Annotated in this window: 11 protein-coding genes, 1 tRNA gene and 3 rRNA genes; 13 read left to right on the top strand and 2 right to left on the bottom strand. The window is 50.0% G+C overall.

Going from position 1 to position 17,974, the window contains the following annotated elements:
• Positions 1 to 39: 39 nt before the first annotated feature.
• Positions 40 to 1,185, bottom strand: a complete 1,146-nt coding sequence (gene dusB, locus FQV43_RS08275) for a tRNA dihydrouridine synthase DusB (RefSeq protein ID WP_144275568.1) — start codon at positions 1,183 to 1,185, stop codon at positions 40 to 42.
• Positions 1,186 to 1,401: 216 nt separating this feature from the next.
• Between dusB and FQV43_RS08270 the strand changes: the two genes are divergently transcribed.
• The 13 genes from FQV43_RS08270 to FQV43_RS08210 all read left to right on the top strand — a co-directional run bounded on the left by FQV43_RS08270 (position 1,402) and on the right by FQV43_RS08210 (position 17,633).
• Complete coding sequence (locus tag FQV43_RS08270; protein WP_144275502.1) at positions 1,402 to 2,916, top strand: acetyl-CoA hydrolase/transferase family protein; 1,515 nt, start codon at positions 1,402 to 1,404, stop codon at positions 2,914 to 2,916.
• A 142-nt stretch (positions 2,917 to 3,058) separates the two neighbouring features.
• Positions 3,059 to 3,760 carry a class F sortase gene (locus FQV43_RS08265; protein ID WP_210415240.1) on the top strand — a complete coding sequence of 234 codons (702 nt, stop codon included), beginning with the start codon at positions 3,059 to 3,061 and terminating at the stop codon, positions 3,758 to 3,760.
• 291 nt (positions 3,761 to 4,051) lie between these two features.
• Positions 4,052 to 4,786: a hypothetical protein gene (locus FQV43_RS08260; RefSeq protein WP_146339944.1), complete on the top strand. Its 735-nt coding sequence runs from the start codon at positions 4,052 to 4,054 to the stop codon at positions 4,784 to 4,786.
• A gap of 274 nt (positions 4,787 to 5,060) precedes the next feature.
• On the top strand, positions 5,061 to 5,894 hold the full coding sequence (locus tag FQV43_RS08255) for a hypothetical protein (protein WP_146339942.1): 834 nt from the start codon (positions 5,061 to 5,063) through the stop codon (positions 5,892 to 5,894).
• Between the two features lie 231 nt (positions 5,895 to 6,125).
• Positions 6,126 to 7,148, top strand: coding sequence for a siderophore ABC transporter substrate-binding protein (locus FQV43_RS08250; RefSeq protein ID WP_146339940.1), 1,023 nt, complete (start codon positions 6,126 to 6,128; stop codon positions 7,146 to 7,148).
• Between the two features lie 6 nt (positions 7,149 to 7,154).
• A complete protein-coding gene (locus FQV43_RS08245) occupies positions 7,155 to 8,180 on the top strand; it encodes an ABC transporter permease (protein ID WP_146339938.1) in 1,026 nt (341 codons plus the stop codon).
• On the top strand, positions 8,173 to 9,201 hold the full coding sequence (locus FQV43_RS08240) for an iron chelate uptake ABC transporter family permease subunit (RefSeq protein ID WP_146339936.1): 1,029 nt from the start codon (positions 8,173 to 8,175) through the stop codon (positions 9,199 to 9,201). The genes FQV43_RS08245 and FQV43_RS08240 overlap by 8 nt, the downstream gene beginning before the upstream one ends.
• Positions 9,198 to 9,965, top strand: coding sequence for an ABC transporter ATP-binding protein (locus FQV43_RS08235; protein WP_144275518.1), 768 nt, complete (start codon positions 9,198 to 9,200; stop codon positions 9,963 to 9,965). Before FQV43_RS08240 ends, FQV43_RS08235 begins: the two co-directional genes overlap by 4 nt.
• A gap of 127 nt (positions 9,966 to 10,092) precedes the next feature.
• On the top strand, positions 10,093 to 11,187 hold the full coding sequence (locus FQV43_RS08230; protein WP_168195076.1) for a Fic family protein: 1,095 nt from the start codon (positions 10,093 to 10,095) through the stop codon (positions 11,185 to 11,187).
• Positions 11,188 to 11,603: 416 nt separating this feature from the next.
• Positions 11,604 to 13,122: ribosomal RNA gene (locus tag FQV43_RS08225) — 16S ribosomal RNA — on the top strand.
• A 324-nt stretch (positions 13,123 to 13,446) separates the two neighbouring features.
• A 23S ribosomal RNA gene (locus FQV43_RS08220) occupies positions 13,447 to 16,508 on the top strand.
• 157 nt (positions 16,509 to 16,665) lie between these two features.
• A 5S ribosomal RNA gene (gene rrf / locus FQV43_RS08215) occupies positions 16,666 to 16,782 on the top strand.
• Together the 16S, 23S and 5S rRNA genes form the textbook arrangement of a ribosomal RNA operon.
• Positions 16,783 to 17,039: 257 nt before the next feature.
• Positions 17,040 to 17,633, top strand: coding sequence for a hypothetical protein (locus FQV43_RS08210; protein ID WP_146339932.1), 594 nt, complete (start codon positions 17,040 to 17,042; stop codon positions 17,631 to 17,633).
• 179 nt (positions 17,634 to 17,812) lie between these two features.
• On the opposite strand, the gene FQV43_RS08205 is transcribed toward FQV43_RS08210, so the two are convergent.
• A tRNA-Arg gene (locus FQV43_RS08205) sits at positions 17,813 to 17,886 on the bottom strand.
• Positions 17,887 to 17,974 lie beyond the last annotated feature (88 nt).

Below are 17,974 nucleotides of genomic sequence, written 5' to 3'. Positions count from 1 at the left end.
GTGTCGAGCGAAAAGGGTTTGCTTAGGGTTTACCAGCTATTAACCGCCCGAATGCATAATATCGGCGCCTTCCGGTACCCGGTCATCTTCTGGATCATCTAACCAACCTTCAGGGAGTAGCACTTTTGCAGGGGATCCTTGGCGTCCTCGCGCGCCATCGGCATCATCTGCCAAGGCAGTGCTGTCTTGCCACGGAGCCAGAGCTTCCCGCAATTGCTCAAGTGTGCTTATCCGAGATAACGCTGCGCGTACTTCGCCCCCCACAGGGAAACCACGCAAATACCAACCCATATGTTTGCGCAGATCACGGCAGCCTTTTTCCTCGCCGTCGTGTGCCACTAATAACTGTGCATGGCGATAAATGATGCGAGTTACCTCACCTAAAGTGGGTTGCGCCGGCAATTCTTTGCCGCTCAACGCTGCGCTAAGCTCGGGGAATAACCACGGGCGACCAAGGCAGCCGCGACCCACGACCACCCCATCGCAACCAGTCTCCGCCATCATTTTCTGGGCGTCGTAAGCATTAAAAATATCGCCATTGCCGAGTACGGGAATGCCGGTGTGCGCCAAATGCTGCTTGAGTGCGGTGATTTCTTGCCAATCAGCGTTGCCGGAATAGCGTTGTGCTGCGGTTCTGGCGTGGAGGGCTACGGCTGCTGCCCCTTCTTCCACAGCGATACGTCCTGCGTCGAGATGTGTTTTGTGTTCCTCATCAATGCCTACGCGGAACTTTACTGTGACAGGAATATCTGTGCCCTCGGTTGCGCGCACTGCTGCTGCAACGATATTGCCGAATAAGCGTCGTTTATAGGGGAGGGCGGAGCCGCCACCGCGCCTGGTTACTTTGGGTACTGGGCATCCAAAGTTCATGTCGATATGGTCGGCGAGATTTTCCTCGACGATCATTTTTGCGGCTTTATAGGTGTATTCCGGGTCGGTGGTGTAGAGCTGTAGGCTGCGTGGATTCTCGCTGGGGGCAAAGGTAATCATGTGCATTGTTTTTTCGTTGCGTTCTACCAAAGCGCGCGCGGTAATCATCTCGCATACGTAAAGACCAGCTACAGTGCCTGTTTTCTCGATTTCTTGTTCTCGGCACAGGGTGCGGAAAGCGACATTTGTCACTCCTGCCATGGGTGCAAGAACCACGGGGGAGTGCAGTGTTAAAGAACCGATTGCAAGACTCACTGTAGCTATTGTTCTCTTTTCTTGCGACGAATACAAATGCGTGTGCGGAATGTGTTGTGGATTATGTGAGGAATGGCGGATTCGCAAAAAGTAAAAAAAGGGGGTGAGGTTATGGGGGTGATAGCTAAGGTAAAACGTGTTATGGGTTACTATTGTGGCTGTCATAACTAAAAACCTATGCTTTGTGATGTTTCACAGTTCATATGAGGAGGATTGATGTCTGAGCGTATTGCGAATGCCAAGCTAAGCAGCAAGGTAATGACTGCCCAAGAAGCCGCTCAATTCGTTAATAACGGTGACACCGTCGGAATGTCTGGCTTTACTGGCGCAGGCTATCCAAAAGCGCTTCCAACTGCTATTGCTGAGCGCGCGAAAGAAGCTCATGCTCGTGGTGATGAGTACAAGATCAATGTATTCACAGGTGCATCTACTGCTCCTGATTGTGATGGTGTGCTTGCAGAAGCAGATGCTATTGGCCTGCGTATGCCTTACCAGTCTGACCCAATTTTGCGTAGCAAAATTAACGAGGGCGTGAGTGAGTATGTTGACTACCACCTATCTGAGTCTGGTCTTTATGTAGAGCAGGGTTTCTTCGGCAAGATGGATGTTGCCATTGTTGAGGCTGTGCGCATTACTGAAGATGGCAGCATTGTTCCTTCTTCCTCAATTGGTAATAACGTGGAATACCTTGATAATGCAGAAAAAATCATTATCGAGGTGAACTCCTGGCAGTCCTTGGAGCTAGAGGGTATGGCGGATATTTACCGCATTAACCGCTTGCCTAATCGCCAGCCAATCCCATTGACTGCACCTGAGCAGCGCATTGGTACCACCACCATCGACATTGATCTTGACAAGGTCATCGCTGTGGTAGAAACAGACGCCCCAGATCGCAATGCGCCATTCAAGCCTATCGACGACCAATCACGTCAGATTGCTGGTCACTTCCTTGACTTCCTTGAGGGTGAGGTTGCAGCTGGTCGCCTCAGCTATGACGGCTACATTATGCAGTCTGGTGTAGGTAATGTGCCTAATGCTGTGATGGCAGGTTTGTTGGACTCCAAGTTCGAGAACATCAAGGCATACACTGAGGTTATTCAGGACGGTATGGTTGATCTTATCGACGCAGGTAAGATGACTGTGGCTTCTGCAACTTCCTTCTCCTTGTCACCTGAGTATGCAGAGCGCATGAATAATGAAGCATCGCGGTATGCAAAGCAAATTATTTTGCGTCCGCAGCAGATTTCTAACCACCCAGAGTTGGTGCGTCGTCTTGGCTTGATCGCTACTAATGGTTTGATCGAGGCAGATATTTACGGAAACGTAAACTCCACCAATGTTGTTGGTTCTCGCATTATGAATGGTGTCGGTGGTTCCGCAGACTTCACTCGTAATGGATTCATCTCCTCATTCATCACGCCTTCCGACGCTAAGGGTGGAGCTATTTCCGCTATTGTTCCTTTCGTATCTCACGTGGATCACACTGAGCAAGATGTCAAGGTCATTATCACTGAGTATGGTTATGCGGATCTTCGTGGTTTGCCACCACGTCGTCGTGCGCAAAAGATTATCGACATTGCACATCCTGATTACCGTCCACTCTTGCAGGATTACTATGATCGTGCCCTTGCATACGCTCAGGAGAACAAGCTCATGCATACTCCACACTTGCTTGGTGAAGCATTGAGTTTCCATCAGCGTTTCCAAGAGACTGGAACGATGAAGAAGTAAAAGAGAAGTAAAGATTTGCTTTCTCCTATTTACACCCACATAGCTGTGATGTAGTATCCCTCAATGGCTATGTGGGTTTCTTTATGGAAAATCCTGAGTAAAAAGTGACATAAACCCCGAAGGGTAAATGAAGGGTAAAAAGATGAATGCACAGTTTGTGCCAGAAAAAAGCCAAAAATCAAAAGGAATACTCATCGCGTTAGCTGCGGCAGTTGTGGTGATTATTGCGGTTGTGAGCTTTATTTTCTTAGGGAAGAATACTGATTCCACTTCCACTCAAACAAGCGCTGCGAGTGTTTCTGAAACTACAGAGAATTTCGAGCGTCCCAGCGCCGGCTATGTGGATGACTCAGGTGCACAGCAGTCATTAGAAGCTCCGGCAGTAGGTGAAGCTGAAAACGTAACCACAATGTCCATGATGATTGCTGGCGCGCAGGCTCCTATTGATTTTGTGCAGCTTACCGACACAGGCACTCTCTTGCCTCCTGAGGACGTTAGTCGGCTGGGCTGGTATTCTGCCTCTGCTGTTCCAGGCAGTAACGCCAATGACGGCACCACTGTGATCACTGGACACGTTAATGACGCCTCCCAAGGTGCTGGATATGCTTTCCAATTCACAAAACTACAGCTTGGCGACGAAATCTCAATCAACGTCGATGGCCAAGAACGGAAATTCCGAGTATCCATCGCACCACAGCACTATCTCAAAGGCTCAGAAATGCCTGAGGTTGTAAACCGGGATCAAGGCGCAAACCAGTTGGTGCTCATTACCTGTGGCGGTCGCTTTGTGGGTGGAACTTTAGGTTATGAGGACAATATCATCACTGTTGCTGATCCGGTGTAGCTCATGAGCGCATAAAGAGTAATCCTAGAAACTACTCCAGTGGGGAAGAATCACCCCTGGGGTAGTTTTTTCATTTTGGACTTTTAAGGAGGTGTTGTGGCTGCTTGATTGATGGTTTAGTGAGGTGATAAGTGGGTAAATTTTTATGAAACTTTCAGCTTGGGGCTTGACTGAGCGAATTTTATTCACAACAATGGTTACTGGTCTGACATGAAGACAAGCGCTTTATCTGCGTAGATGAAGTTGCTTAGATCCGTTTAAGAATAAAAAGAAAAAGGATAGGAAGTACCTATGTCCCACTTCTCTCGACGTGCACTAGCTGTTGCTGCTGCATCAACTTTGGCTGTTTCCTCTTTGACTGGCGTTGCTTTCGCTTCTTCAGGAAGTGGCGCTTCTCTTCAAGGAGCTTCTGAAAAGTCTTCTGATGTTTCAACTCCGGATGCTGGCGATGCAAGCGTTAAGTCTTCTACTCCTGTTGCTCCTGCTCAGGGGGGGGGTAACGAGTCCGAGGATGTAGCGCCTCAGTCTCCTGCGCCTTCTACTACTCCTGCTAAGGACGCTCCTGCTGAGTCTGAGACTCCTGCTGCGGGTGAAGAGTCTGCTGATTCCGAGGCTCCTGCTAGCACCAAAGAAGAAGCTCCTTCTGAGGACGTAAAGCCTTCTGAATCTGAGGCTGCTGCTGCGGATGCAGAGCCTTCTGAGTCTAATGCTGCTTCCTCTTCTGCTGCTTCTGAGTCCAAGGCTGCTGCTACCACTTCTGCTAAGGAAGAGGAGAAGAAGGAAGAGCCAAAGCCTGTTGTTCCTGCTCCTGTTGCTCCTGCCAAGGAAGAGAAGAAGGAGGCTCCAAAGCCTGCTGCTTCTGCAAAGAAAGAAGCTCCTAAGGCTAAAGCTAAGGCTACTTCCTCTGCCGCTAAGAAGGCTCCTACCGGTAAGCCACTAGCTTCTAACGCTAAGCGTAAGGCTGTGAAGTCTGTACCTTCTGGTGCTACTGGTGACAACGCAGCTGTTCCTGCTTACATCGGCTAAGCATTTTCTTTCTGTATAAATACTCCGCGCAAGCATGACGAAGTGTTTGCCCGGAGTATTATCTATTTTTCTCGTTGTGGGTTCGTGTGTTTTTCTAGATGAATTTTAGCTAAACTTTCCTCAAGCGACTTGCAAGTAACTTGACTGAGAAAATCTTATTAACCACAATAATGAATGTTCGATATGTTGGCTAAGTTCCTCATTATTACAGGAAATCTAAATATCTTGTATTGGTCGGGTGCTTAGAGAATCTAAGAATAAATAGGATGTATTCATGTTTCATTTCTCTCGACGTGCACTAGCTGTTGCTGCTGCGTCAACTTTGACTGTTTCTTCTCTTACCGGTGTAACTATCGCTAATGCTCAAGCTGGTGGCGGTAATGGCAACTCCCCAGGTTTTATTGTGACAGAAACAGTCAATGCTCAGCCTACCGGTGCTATTTGCGCTTCAACTGGTGGTAAAGATGGTCTTACGGCCTGCACTGATGGCAAGGACGATAAAAAAGAAGACACTCCTGCTTCTCCTGCTGCCTCTACTCCTGCAACAACTTCTCCTGCACCAAAGGAATCAGTAGTGACTACCACTGTTACCACAACTGACAAAGAGGAAGTTGCTGACCAGAAGCCTGCTAAAGAAGACAATAACCCTGGTATTAGCCAGGGAACTTCTAATGGTGAAACATGTCAGGTAATTGGTGGCATTAAGCAATGCGCACCAGCTCCTGCTGCACCTGAAAATTCTCCTGCTCAAGAGGCGCCTACTTCTCCAGCTGACGTAGCTGCTACGACAAGCGCTGCAGAGCTTACTTCAGAGAAGAAAGAGGAGCCTGCTGCTCCAGCTACCACTCCTGCTAAGGAAGAGGAGAAGAAGGAAGAGCCAAAGCCTGCTGCTCCAGCTCCTGCTCCTGTCAAGGAAGAGAAGAAGGAGGCTCCAAAGCCTGCTGCTCCTGCAAAGAAAGAAGCTCCTAAAGCTAAGGCTACTACCTCTGCTGCTAAGAAAGCTCCTACTGGTAAGCCACTAGCTTCTAACGCTAAGCGTAAGGCTGTGAAGTCTGTACCTTCTGGTGCTACTGGTGACAACGCAGCTGTTCCTGCTTACATCGGCTAAAGTTTAGGCAACACTGACTGTCTTTCGCTTTTTATTCATGCTCTGTATTGCGTTTTCCGCAGTGCAGAGCATTTTTGTATGTTTCCCCAAAAACATATTGGACTAATTAGGTTAGCCTAGCTAAAATGTACGCGGTAATGAGATGTATGTGCTTGTCGACGAACACCCAAGCCAAAAATTTAGGTGAGCGTCGATAAGCAAAAATCTGTGACCCCTCGAGAAAAGGAAAGAATGTTTACTAAGTTTTCTAAACTCGCCGTCGTCGTTGCTACCGCAAGTATTGCGCTAACTGCTTGTTCCCAAGGCGCTTCGGATTCTGCTCAAGAAAAATCCAGCGAGAAAACCTCGAACGCCACATCGGTTGCGGCGGAGAATGCAACCCTGAGTATCACCGATAACCACGGCATTGTGGAAATCAAAACTCCAGTTTCACGCCCTGTGTCCACTGATAACCGCACTTTTGAGGTTCTCGACCAGTGGGGTGTGAAACTGGTAGCTGCCCCCAAAATGCTTGTTCCGTCCACCATTCCTGACTACAAAAATGATGATGAGATTCTCGATATTGGTTCTCATAAGGAACCAAATCTTGAGGTGATCGTCGCAGCGGAACCTGACCTCATTATCAATGGTCAGCGTTTTGGGCGCTCCTACGAGCAAATCAAAGAAATGAATCCAGATACCCCTATTGTTGAGCTGGAGCCTCGCGAAGGGGAGCCATTTGCCGATGAGCTTAAGCGCCAAGTCACCGAGCTAGGAAAAATCTTCGACAAAGAAGATGAAGCCCAGAAGTTGATCGAAGACTTTGATAAGGCTGTAGAGCGCGCTAAGAAAGCATATAACGGCAACGATACCGTCATGGCTGTGAATGTTTCCGGTGGTCAGATTGGGTATGTAGCGCCTAGCACTGGCCGTGTATGGGGTCCGGTATTTGACCTGCTAGGTCTTAAGCCTGCACTAGAGGTTCCTAATGCCTCTGATAACCACAAGGGTGATGACATTTCCCCAGAAACAATCGCTGAATCTAACCCTGACTGGATTTTTGTTCTTGACCGCGACGGCGCCATCAGCAAAGGCAAGGACGGCTACACCCCGGCCTTGGATGTCATCAAGAACAACCCAGCACTGGGTAATGTGGCGGCAATTAAAGATGAGAAAACTGTGTTGGCTCCTGAGGATACCTACACCAATGAGTCCATCATCACCTACACCGAGATCTTGAACTCTATTGCTGATTCTTTCGAGGCGAAGAAATAACGCTACATGAGCACCCAACCCCAACTCAGCCCTGTTTCTCGTGCTTCCGCTACGCCTCGTGGTTCTGGTACTTTTCGTACGGGCGGCGCACTTTTTAACTGGACACTCCTGCTAGGCATAGTGGCAGTAGCGTTTTTGCTCCTACTGTCCCTGCTGACAGGCGAGTACGATATTTTCAGCAAAGGCGATGGGCGCGAGATTTTCCTCAGTATCCGCATCCCACGCACTGTGGCTCTTGTCCTCTCCGGTGCGGCTATGGCAATGAGCGGTCTGGTTATGCAGCTCATCACCCAGAACCGCTTTGTGGAACCCACAACCACAGGCACGACCGAGTGGGCTGGGTTGGGTTTGCTCTTCGCTATGGTCTTTGTACCAGGTTCTTCCATCCTCGGGAAGATGGTGTGCGCAGTGATTTTTTCTTTCATTGGCACCATGGTTTTCTTTTTATTCTTACGACGCATCTCTTTGCGTTCTTCCCTCGTCGTTCCCATTATCGGAATCATGCTGGGGGCGGTGGTGAGCTCCGTGTCTATGTTCTTTGCTCTCAAAACGGACACTTTGCAATCCCTCGGAGTGTGGTTTCAGGGGAGTTTCACCTCCGTCTATAAAGGACAATATGAGGTGTTATGGCTGGTCTTAGCTATTGTGATCGCTGTTTTTATTCTTGCTGACCGTTTGACCATTGCTGGTCTTGGCGAGGACGTAGCCACTAATGTGGGCTTGAATTATAACCGCATTGTGATTATTGCTACTGGGCTTATTGCTATTGCTACTGGCGTGGTCACTGTTGTTGTCGGAAGTTTGCCCTTTCTGGGATTGATTGTGCCTAATATCGTCAGCATGTGGCGCGGCGACGATGTTCGCAGCAATCTACCTTGGGTGTGCCTTGCTGGAATTGCTCTGATTACCACCTGTGACCTGCTGGCTCGCACCATTATTTCTCCTTTTGAGATTCCTGTATCTGTCATTCTTGGTGTCATTGGTGCTGTTGTGTTTGTGGTGCTGATTGTGAGGGGAGCTCGTCGTGGCTAAAGCAGTTTCAGTGGCTAGAACCGCCAGCTCAGGGCCTTTTCATTCCGCACAAGCCAGGTGGCGTTATTGGTTGATTTTGTGTGCGGTGTTCGTCGTGGGCGTGGGGTGTGCGGCTGGACTGTTGGCGTACAAGAACCCTGTGGAGTTTGGAACCAGGGCGTTTTGGCTTATCGCTAAGCATCGTCTCGACGGTGTGATCGCTATGGCGATTGTGGCTTTCTGTCAAGGAATAGCCACAGTTGCTTTCCAAACAGTGACCAATAACCGCATTGTCACCCCCTCCATCATGGGCTTTGAGTCCCTCTACCGGGCTATCCACACCACCACGATTTTTCTCTTCGGCGCCGTTGGCTTCATTCAAGCCAGCACCACAGGAATGTTTGTGCTGCAAATAGTGCTCATGGTGGCGTTGTCTCTGCTGCTGTATTCCTGGCTGCTGACAAGCAAGCACGCCAATATCCATGCCATGCTCTTAATCGGTGTGGTCATCGGCGGGGGATTAGGTTCCCTATCTGCATTTATGCAAAGACTGCTCACCCCCAGTGAGTTTGATTTGCTCACGACGCGCCTCTTCGGCTCAGTCACCAATGCAGACTCTGAGTATTATCCCATTGCCATTCCGCTGTGCCTCTGCGCCGGGGTTGCTATTGTGTTGTGTTCTCGGAAAATGAATGTGCTCTTGCTAGGGCGTGAGGCAGCAACAAATCTAGGAGTCAACCATAAAAGACTATCCATTTTTATTCTTGTGATGGTGTCTATCCTCATGGCGGTGTCCACAGCCCTTGTGGGGCCCATGACTTTCCTAGGTTTCCTCGTTGCTACCTTGACTTACCAGTTAGCTGGGTCTTTTGACCATCGCTATATTTTTCCTCTTGCTGTGGCATTAGGGTTTGTTATTTTGACTGGCGCATATTTTGTGATGAATCACATTTTCTATGCTCAAGGCACAGTATCCATCATTATTGAATTCGTCGGAGGCTCTGTGTTTTTGTTTGTACTGCTGAGAAGGGGACGTTTGTGATAAAACTCAACGCCGTTAGCAAAAAATATGATTCTCGCTCAGAAGAATCAGTGCAGATCGGTCCAGTGACTTTAGAGATTCCCGCAGGCGGTATCACTGCTTTAGTGGGGCCCAACGGTGCTGGAAAATCTACCCTCCTAACCATGATTGGGCGCTTACTGGGCATTGACAGTGGGCAGATCTCTGTTGCTGGTTTGGATGTATCCAGCACAAAAAGCGCTGATCTAGCTAAGATTCTTAGTATTTTGCGCCAAGAAAATCACTTTGTGACCCGTCTGACGGTACGTCAGCTTGTGGGCTTTGGGCGTTTTCCCTATAGCAAAGGGCGTTTAACTGCCGCAGATGAGGAGATTATCTCCCGCTATATTGACTTCTTCAATTTGAGTTCTTTGGAAACCCGCTACCTCGATGAGCTTTCAGGAGGGCAACGCCAACGCGCCTACGTAGCGATGGTGCTGTGCCAAGAAACGGATTATATTCTTCTCGACGAACCCCTGAATAACCTCGACATTGCTCATTCTGTTGAGATGATGAAGCATTTGGAGCAGGCTGCCCGTCAGTTTGGGCGCACTATTATCGTCGTACTGCATGATATTAATTTTGCCGCACGTTATGCGCAGTATATTTGTGCAGTTAAAGATGGCCGTATTGCCCGCTTTGGTTCTGCCGCAGAAATTATGGACGACGCTACCCTCAGTGAGATTTTCAATACTCCTATCCAGGTTATTGACGGCCCGGACGGTCCCATTGCCTGCTATCACTAGAGTTCGGCGCTAACACAGTGAATGCTGAACGTGTCGAAATTTTGCCATTTTTTCGACATATCAACCGAACGTGTCGAAATTTTGCCATTTTTTCGACATATCCCTCTCATATGGTTACGGTATAACCATGTGGAATCACCCGGAGCGTCCCTATCAAGACTTGCCGCCGCTGCCGCCAGCAGAGGACGTCGAAACACCTGCTGTTCTCAAAGCAACTGTTTCCGCCAGCCGTGCCCTTGCACGCCTAGACGGCGCCTGCAAGCGCCTACCTGACCCCACAATGCTCATCAACCTCATTCCGCTTCTTGAAGCCCAGGCGTCGAACGAGATTGAGAATGTTGTTACCACTAATGATGAATTATTCAAGGCCGCTCATGGGGTACTAGCCACCATGACACCACAGGTCAAAGAGGCTTTGCGCTACCGGGAAGCCCTAAGAGTTGGATATGAGGAGATAGGAACAAGACCTATCACCACCAAAACCGCCATCACAGTATGTTCACATATTCAGGCACAATCAGCGCAGATTAGAAGCCAACCAGGTACATATATCGGTAATCCGCTCACAGGCAACCGTATCTACACCCCACCAGAGGGCAAAGATGTGATCCTTCAGCATCTTTCAGCGTGGGAAAAGTTTTTGCACGCAGATCACGGTTTGGACCCCTTGATTGTTATGGCAATGGCACATTACCAGTTTGAGGCAATCCACCCTTTTTACGATGGCAATGGGAGAACAGGGCGTGTCCTCAACCTACTTATCCTCATTGAAAAAGGATTACTTGAACTGCCAATTTTGTACCTATCCGGGCATATTATGCGGCATAAAGATATGTACTACCGCTATCTCAATGCGGTCACACGCAATGACGAATGGGAACCCTGGATTCTTTTCATGCTCTCTGGAATTGAATCAACAGCAACCTGGACACTCAACCTGGTGGATGTCACCGATGCACTACGCACAGACATGGAATCACGCATCCGAAACGTCAATCCGAAACTTCCCGCCGGGGATCTCACACGCCTACTATTCACCCAACCCTATCTGCGGATTGAAAACATCGTTAACGCAGGCCTTGCGGGAAGACAAACCGCGGCACGATGGCTTAATGACCTCGCCCACCATGGTGTGATTGGGAAAGAGAAAGTGGGCAGAGGCTCTGTGTATATCAACTCAGAACTTTTGCGAACCCTATTTGAGATGCCGCTTCCACATTGATTTATATTTTTCTTTCGACGTGTTTTTGTGGTGTTGTGGTGGGGATTTGTGTTTTTTTGTTGGGGTGTGTAACTTTGTGTGAGTCGCTCAGGGCGGTTGTGCTTGTGGGTGGTGGGGGATTCCATTGTGATGCATGGTTTGTTGTGTGTTGTGTGGGGTCTTGTGTTGTTTGAGAACTCGATAGTGTACTGATAGTGATCATTTTTTGATGGTTGATTAACATTGTTTTTTGTGGGGAGTGTTTTTGTCTCGTCGATGGGATGCTCTTCATTTGTTTTTTTGGTGGATTGATTGATTGCGCTGCATGGCATGGTTTGTGTTGTGTGGTGTGGTTGGTTGGTTTGCTGGTTTTTGTTTTTTGTTGGGTATTGGGCTTTTCACGGCCTGTGCTTGCTTACTTTTTGTTTGTGAGTGTTTTTGTGGAGAGTTTGATCCTGGCTCAGGACGAACGCTGGCGGCGTGCTTAACACATGCAAGTCGAACGGAAAGGCCCTGCTTGCGGGGTGCTCGAGTGGCGAACGGGTGAGTAACACGTGGGTGATCTGCCCTTCACTCTGGGATAAGCCTGGGAAACTGGGTCTAATACTGGATAGGACCATGCTTTAGTGTGTGTGGTGGAAAGTTTTTTCGGTGGAGGATGAGCCCGCGGCCTATCAGCTTGTTGGTGGGGTAATGGCCTACCAAGGCGTCGACGGGTAGCCGGCCTGAGAGGGTGGACGGCCACATTGGGACTGAGATACGGCCCAGACTCCTACGGGAGGCAGCAGTGGGGAATATTGCACAATGGGCGCAAGCCTGATGCAGCGACGCCGCGTGGGGGATGACGGCCTTCGGGTTGTAAACCTCTTTCGCTAGGGACGAAGCGTAAGTGACGGTACCTAGATAAGAAGCACCGGCTAAATACGTGCCAGCAGCCGCGGTAATACGTATGGTGCGAGCGTTGTCCGGAATTACTGGGCGTAAAGAGCTCGTAGGTGGTTTGTTGCGTCGTCTGTGAAATTCTGGGGCTTAACTTCGGGTCTGCAGGCGATACGGGCATAACTTGAGTGCTGTAGGGGAGACTGGAATTCCTGGTGTAGCGGTGGAATGCGCAGATATCAGGAGGAACACCGATGGCGAAGGCAGGTCTCTGGGCAGTAACTGACGCTGAGGAGCGAAAGCATGGGGAGCGAACAGGATTAGATACCCTGGTAGTCCATGCTGTAAACGGTGGGCGCTAGGTGTGGGGGTTGTTCACGATTCCTGTGCCGTAGCTAACGCATTAAGCGCCCCGCCTGGGGAGTACGGTCGCAAGGCTAAAACTCAAAGGAATTGACGGGGGCCCGCACAAGCGGCGGAGCATGTGGATTAATTCGATGCAACGCGAAGAACCTTACCTGGGCTTGACATATGCAGGATTGGCGCAGAGATGTGTTGTCCCTTGTGGTCTGTATACAGGTGGTGCATGGTTGTCGTCAGCTCGTGTCGTGAGATGTTGGGTTAAGTCCCGCAACGAGCGCAACCCTTGTCTTATGTTGCCAGCACGTGGTGGTGGGGACTCATGAGAGACTGCCGGGGTTAACTCGGAGGAAGGTGGGGATGACGTCAAATCATCATGCCCCTTATGTCCAGGGCTTCACACATGCTACAATGGTCGGTACAGTGGGTTGCGATACTGTGAGGTGGAGCTAATCCCTTAAAGCCGGTCTTAGTTCGGATTGGAGTCTGCAACTCGACTCCATGAAGTCGGAGTCGCTAGTAATCGCAGATCAGCAATGCTGCGGTGAATACGTTCCCGGGCCTTGTACACACCGCCCGTCACGTCATGAAAGTTGGTAACACCCGAAGCCCATGGCCTAACCTTTTGGGAGGGAGTGGTCGAAGGTGGGATTGGCGATTGGGACGAAGTCGTAACAAGGTAGCCGTACCGGAAGGTGCGGCTGGATCACCTCCTTTCTAGGGAGTTTTTTGTGCACCCCCTTTTTTGTTTTTTTTGTTGTTTGTGGGGTGTTGTTTTTTGTGGACGATGCTGCGCGCATGGTTTTGTGTGTGTGGTTGGTTTGTGTTGGTTGATTGTTGGATTGTGGTTGTTGTTGGTGCATTGTTGGGTGTCTGGGATGGCACTGTGTGTTTGTCCTTGGTGGGGATGCTGCTGTGCGCGCATGGTTTTGTGTGTGTGGGGTGTTTCTTGTGTTGTGTGAGAACTGTATAGTGGACGCGATGCAATTTTTTTTTGTGTCTATTCTTTTTTGTGTCTTAGTTGTTTTTTGTTTTTTGTTTGTTGTTTTTGTGTAAGGGCACACGGTGGATGCCTTGGTAGTGTGAGCCGATGAAGGACGTGGAAGGCCGCGATAGTCCTCGGGGAGTTGTCAATCGAGCGTTGATCCGAGGGTGTCCGAATGGGGAAACCTGGCCATAGTTATGTGTGGTTACCCGCCATTGAATGTATAGGTGGTGTGGGGGTTACGCGGGGAAGTGAAACATCTTAGTACCCGTAGGAAGAGAAAATAATAATGATTCTGCTAGTAGTGGCGAGCGAACGTGGATGAGGCTAAACCTGTTGTGTGTGATACCGGGCAGGGGTTGCATGATGGGGGTTGTGGGTGTGTGATGTGACTGGTCTGTCTGCTGGTTGCTTGTGGCATGTGTGTTAGCGGAAGTGGTTTGGAATGGCCTGCCGTAGTGGGTGAGAGTCCCGTACGTGAAAGTGTGTGTGTCATGGGTTGTTGCGTTACCCGAGTAGCAGCGGGCTCGTGGAATCTGCTGTGAATCTGCCAGGACCATCTGGTAAGCCTAAATACTTGCATTGACCGATAGCGGATGAGTACCGTGAGGGAATGGTGAAAAGTACCCCGGGAGGGAGTGAAATAGTACCTGAAACCGTGTGTTTACAATCCGTCAGAGCCTTTTGGGGTGATGGCGTGCCTTTTGAAGAATGAGCCTGCGAGTCAGCGGCATGTCGCGAGGTTAACCCGTGTGGGGTAGTCGTAGCGAAAGCGAATCCTAATGGGGTGTGTGAGTGGCATGTTCTGGACCCGAAGCGGGGTGATCTACCCATGGCCAGTGTGAAGCAGCTGTAAGAGGTTGTGGAGGCGCGAACCCACTTAGGTTGAAAACTGAGGGGATGAGTTGTGGGTAGGGGTGAAAGGCCAATCAAACTCCGTGATAGCTGGTTCTCCCCGAAATGCATTTAGGTGCAGCGTTGTGTGTTTCTTGCCTGAGGTAGAGCTACTGGTTGGTTGAGCGGGACTATCATCTTAGCAATGTCAGCCAAACTCCGAATGCGGGTGAAGTGAGAGCATGGCAGTGAGACTGCGGGGGATAAGCTCCGTTGGTCGAGAGGGAAACAGCCCAGATCGCCGGTTAAGGCCCCTAAGGGTGTACTAAGTGGGAAAGGATGTGGGATCGCGAAGACAGCCAGGAGGTTGGCTTAGAAGCAGCCATCCTTGAAAGAGTGCGTAATAGCTCACTGGTCGAGTGGTTCTGCGCCGACAATGTAGTGGGGCTCAAGTACACCGCCGAAGCCGCGGCAAGCAATTTTTTTGTTGTTTGGGTAGGGGAGCGTCGTGCATGGTGTGAAGCAGTCTGGTGATGGGTTGTGGATTGTGTGCGAGTGAGAATGCAGGCATGAGTAACGAATGAGAAGTGGAAAACTTTTCCGCCGGATGACTAAGGGTTCCTGGGTTAAGCTAATCTTCCCAGGGTGAGTCGGGACCTAAGGCGAGGCCGACAGGCGTAGTCGATGGATAACCAGTTGATATTCTGGTACCCGTATATGCGCGTCAAGTGGTGAATCGGTGATACTAACTGCCCTGAAGCATGTGATGGCTTTGTGTTGTTGTGTGTGTGATGCGTGGGATCTGAGCTGGTAGTAGTCAAGTGATGGGGTGACGCAGGAAGGTAGCCGAGCCACTTATTGGATTGTGGTGTAAGCGTGTGGCCCGTATGCTTGGTAAATCCGGTGTACATGTGGGTGAGGCGTGATGCGTACCCGTTGTGGGGATGTTGGTGATCCTATGCTGTCGAGAAAAGCCTCTAGCGAGTGTGTGTATGGCCCGTACCCATAACCGACACAGGTGGTCAGGTAGAGTATACTAAGGCGTTCGGGTGAACTGTGGTTAAGGAACTCGGCAAAATGCCCCCGTAACTTCGGGAGAAGGGGGGCCACTGTTGGTGAACGACGTGTTGAGCTGGTGGTGGTCGCAGAGAATAGAGGGAAGCGACTGTTTATTAAAAACACAGGTCCGTGCGAAAACGTGGAAGTTGATGTATACGGACTGACGCCTGCCCGGTGCTGGAAGGTTAAGAGGACCTGTTAGATCCTTGTGGTCGAAGCGGAGAATTTAAGCCCCAGTAAACGGCGGTGGTAACTATAACCATCCTAAGGTAGCGAAATTCCTTGTCGGGTAAGTTCCGACCTGCACGAATGGCGTAACGACTTCCCTGCTGTCTCAACCACAGGCCCGGTGAAATTGCAGTACGAGTAAAGATGCTCGTTTCGCGCGGCAGGACGAAAAGACCCCGGGACCTTTACTATAGCTTGGTATTGGTGTTTGGTGCGGTTTGTGTAGGATAGGTGGGAGACTGTGAAGCTGTGACGCTAGTTGTGGTGGAGTTGTTGGTGAAATACCACTCTGATTGTATTGAGCATCTAACCTTGGCCCGTGATCCGGGTTGGGGACAGTGCCTGGTGGGTAGTTTAACTGGGGCGGTTGCCTCCTAAAGTGTAACGGAGGCGCCCAAAGGTTTCCTCAGCTTGGTTGGTAATCAGGTGGTGAGTGTAAGTGTATAAGGGAGCTTGACTGTGAGAGTGACGGCTCGAGCAGGGACGAAAGTCGGGACTAGTGATCCGGCATCTACGTATGGAAGTGGTGTCGCTCAACGGATAAAAGGTACCCCGGGGATAACAGGCTGATCTTCCCCAAGAGTCCATATCGACGGGATGGTTTGGCACCTCGATGTCGGCTCGTCGCATCCTGGGGCTGGAGTAGGTCCCAAGGGTTGGGCTGTTCGCCCATTAAAGCGGCACGCGAGCTGGGTTTAGAACGTCGTGAGACAGTTCGGTCTCTATCCGCCGCGCGCGTTGAAACTTGAAGAAGGCTGTCCCTAGTACGAGAGGACCGGGACGGACGTACCTCTAGTGTGCCAGTTGTTCCGCCAGGGGCATGGCTGGTTGGCTACGTACGGGAGGGATAACCGCTGAAAGCATCTAAGCGGGAAGCCTGTTTTGAGATGAGGTTTCGTTTGAGGTTCCCTGTAGATGATGGGGTTGATAGGCTGGGTCTGGAAGCCATGTGAGTGGTGGAGGTGACTGGTACTAATTGGCCGATAAAAAACAACAACAATAATGGGAAAATATATGGTTGTTGGGATGCATTTGGGGTAGATGTGTGCTGCTGTGCTGTGTTGTGTGGTGGTGAAGAAGAGTTGTGTTGTGTTTGCTGTGCAGTGTCTGGCATGGCATGGGGGGCATCCTTTTGTGGTGTTTCTTGTGGTTGTGTTGGTGGTTGTTGTGTCAGGGGTACACCCGGTCCCATTTCGAACCCGGTCGTTAAGTCTGATTGCGCTGATGGTACTGCATCTGGGAGGGTGTGGGAGAGTAGGTCGCTGCCAACATTGGTTTTTTAATATTGTGTTGTGGGGTGTGTGCCGTTGGTGGTGCACACCCCCTTTTTTTTGTGTGCTTGCTTGTGTGTGCACAAGGGGGGCACAGGGGGTGTGTGCTACCTGTGGGGTGCGGGTGCGCATCGTGTGTCGGTAGGGGTGCATCGTGCACGCTGTCCGGGGGTGTGTTGTGTGTGGGGGTTTGTTGTGGGGTGGTGTTGGTGCGTATTGTGTGGGGTGGGTGCTACAACACAAAAAGGACAAAAAGCATGTCGTTAATTCTTGTTACTGGTTTCGAGCCTTTCGCTGGAAATCCTCGCAATACTTCTTGGGAAATGCTTGCGGAATTACCCGAGGAAATACTCGGGCATCGTATTCTTAGGGCACAATTGCCTGTGATGTATGATGGTGGTCTTGCAGAGCTTGAGCGTCTTATCGGGGAGCATAGTCCGATAGCGATTTGTTCTTTTGGTTTATCCGGTAAGACACCTGATATTCGAGTCGAAACAGTGGCAAGAAACTGGGGCGGAGCAAAACCTGATAACAATGGTGTGTCATGGAATAAACCGTACCGCCAGGGGGCAGAATATCCGGAGAAAGTTCATCCACATATTAGCCCTCAGCAAGTTCAAGAGTGGTTGTCTGAATCCGAAATTCCCGTTGCAGCATCTGATGATGCTGGTTCTTATATTTGCGAGGGCGTGACTTATTGCGCCGCCTATAGTGGCGTTCCATCAACTTTTATTCATGTTCCTGCGCACAGTGAAGACACAGCCTTTAGCGCTGAATATCACAAGGTACCTTTGGCGACTTTACGCGAGGCAGCATTACGTGTTGTTTCAGGGATTGCGCGTGAGTATTGATTCCTTGAGTTAATGCCGTCGACGCGACGCTGACGGTGGAGTCATAAGAACCGAAGCGCTCGGCAGCATTTACGCTGCTGCGCTTATGTGGCGTACCTACAATAATTTGCTGCTCGGGAAAATCCCCAGTTTCCTTGGCTATAAAAAGGAAAAAGGTACCTGAACAGTGTAAACAAAAGCGCCCCCAGCAGGATTCGAACCCGCGACCAATCGGGTAGAAGCCGACTGCTCTAATCCACTGAGCTATGGAGGCAATTGCTTAATAAGCAACCTATATAGATTAGCGCAACATCACAGGTCATGCGAAAAAAGGGCTCTGAAAAGGAAATATCATGTGAGAA

This window comes from Corynebacterium sp. sy039, from assembly GCF_007904105.1.
Taxonomy (GTDB): domain Bacteria; phylum Actinomycetota; class Actinomycetes; order Mycobacteriales; family Mycobacteriaceae; genus Corynebacterium.
The sequence above is the reverse complement of the archived record's forward strand: the minus strand, read 5'-3'. Positions and strand labels throughout refer to the sequence as shown.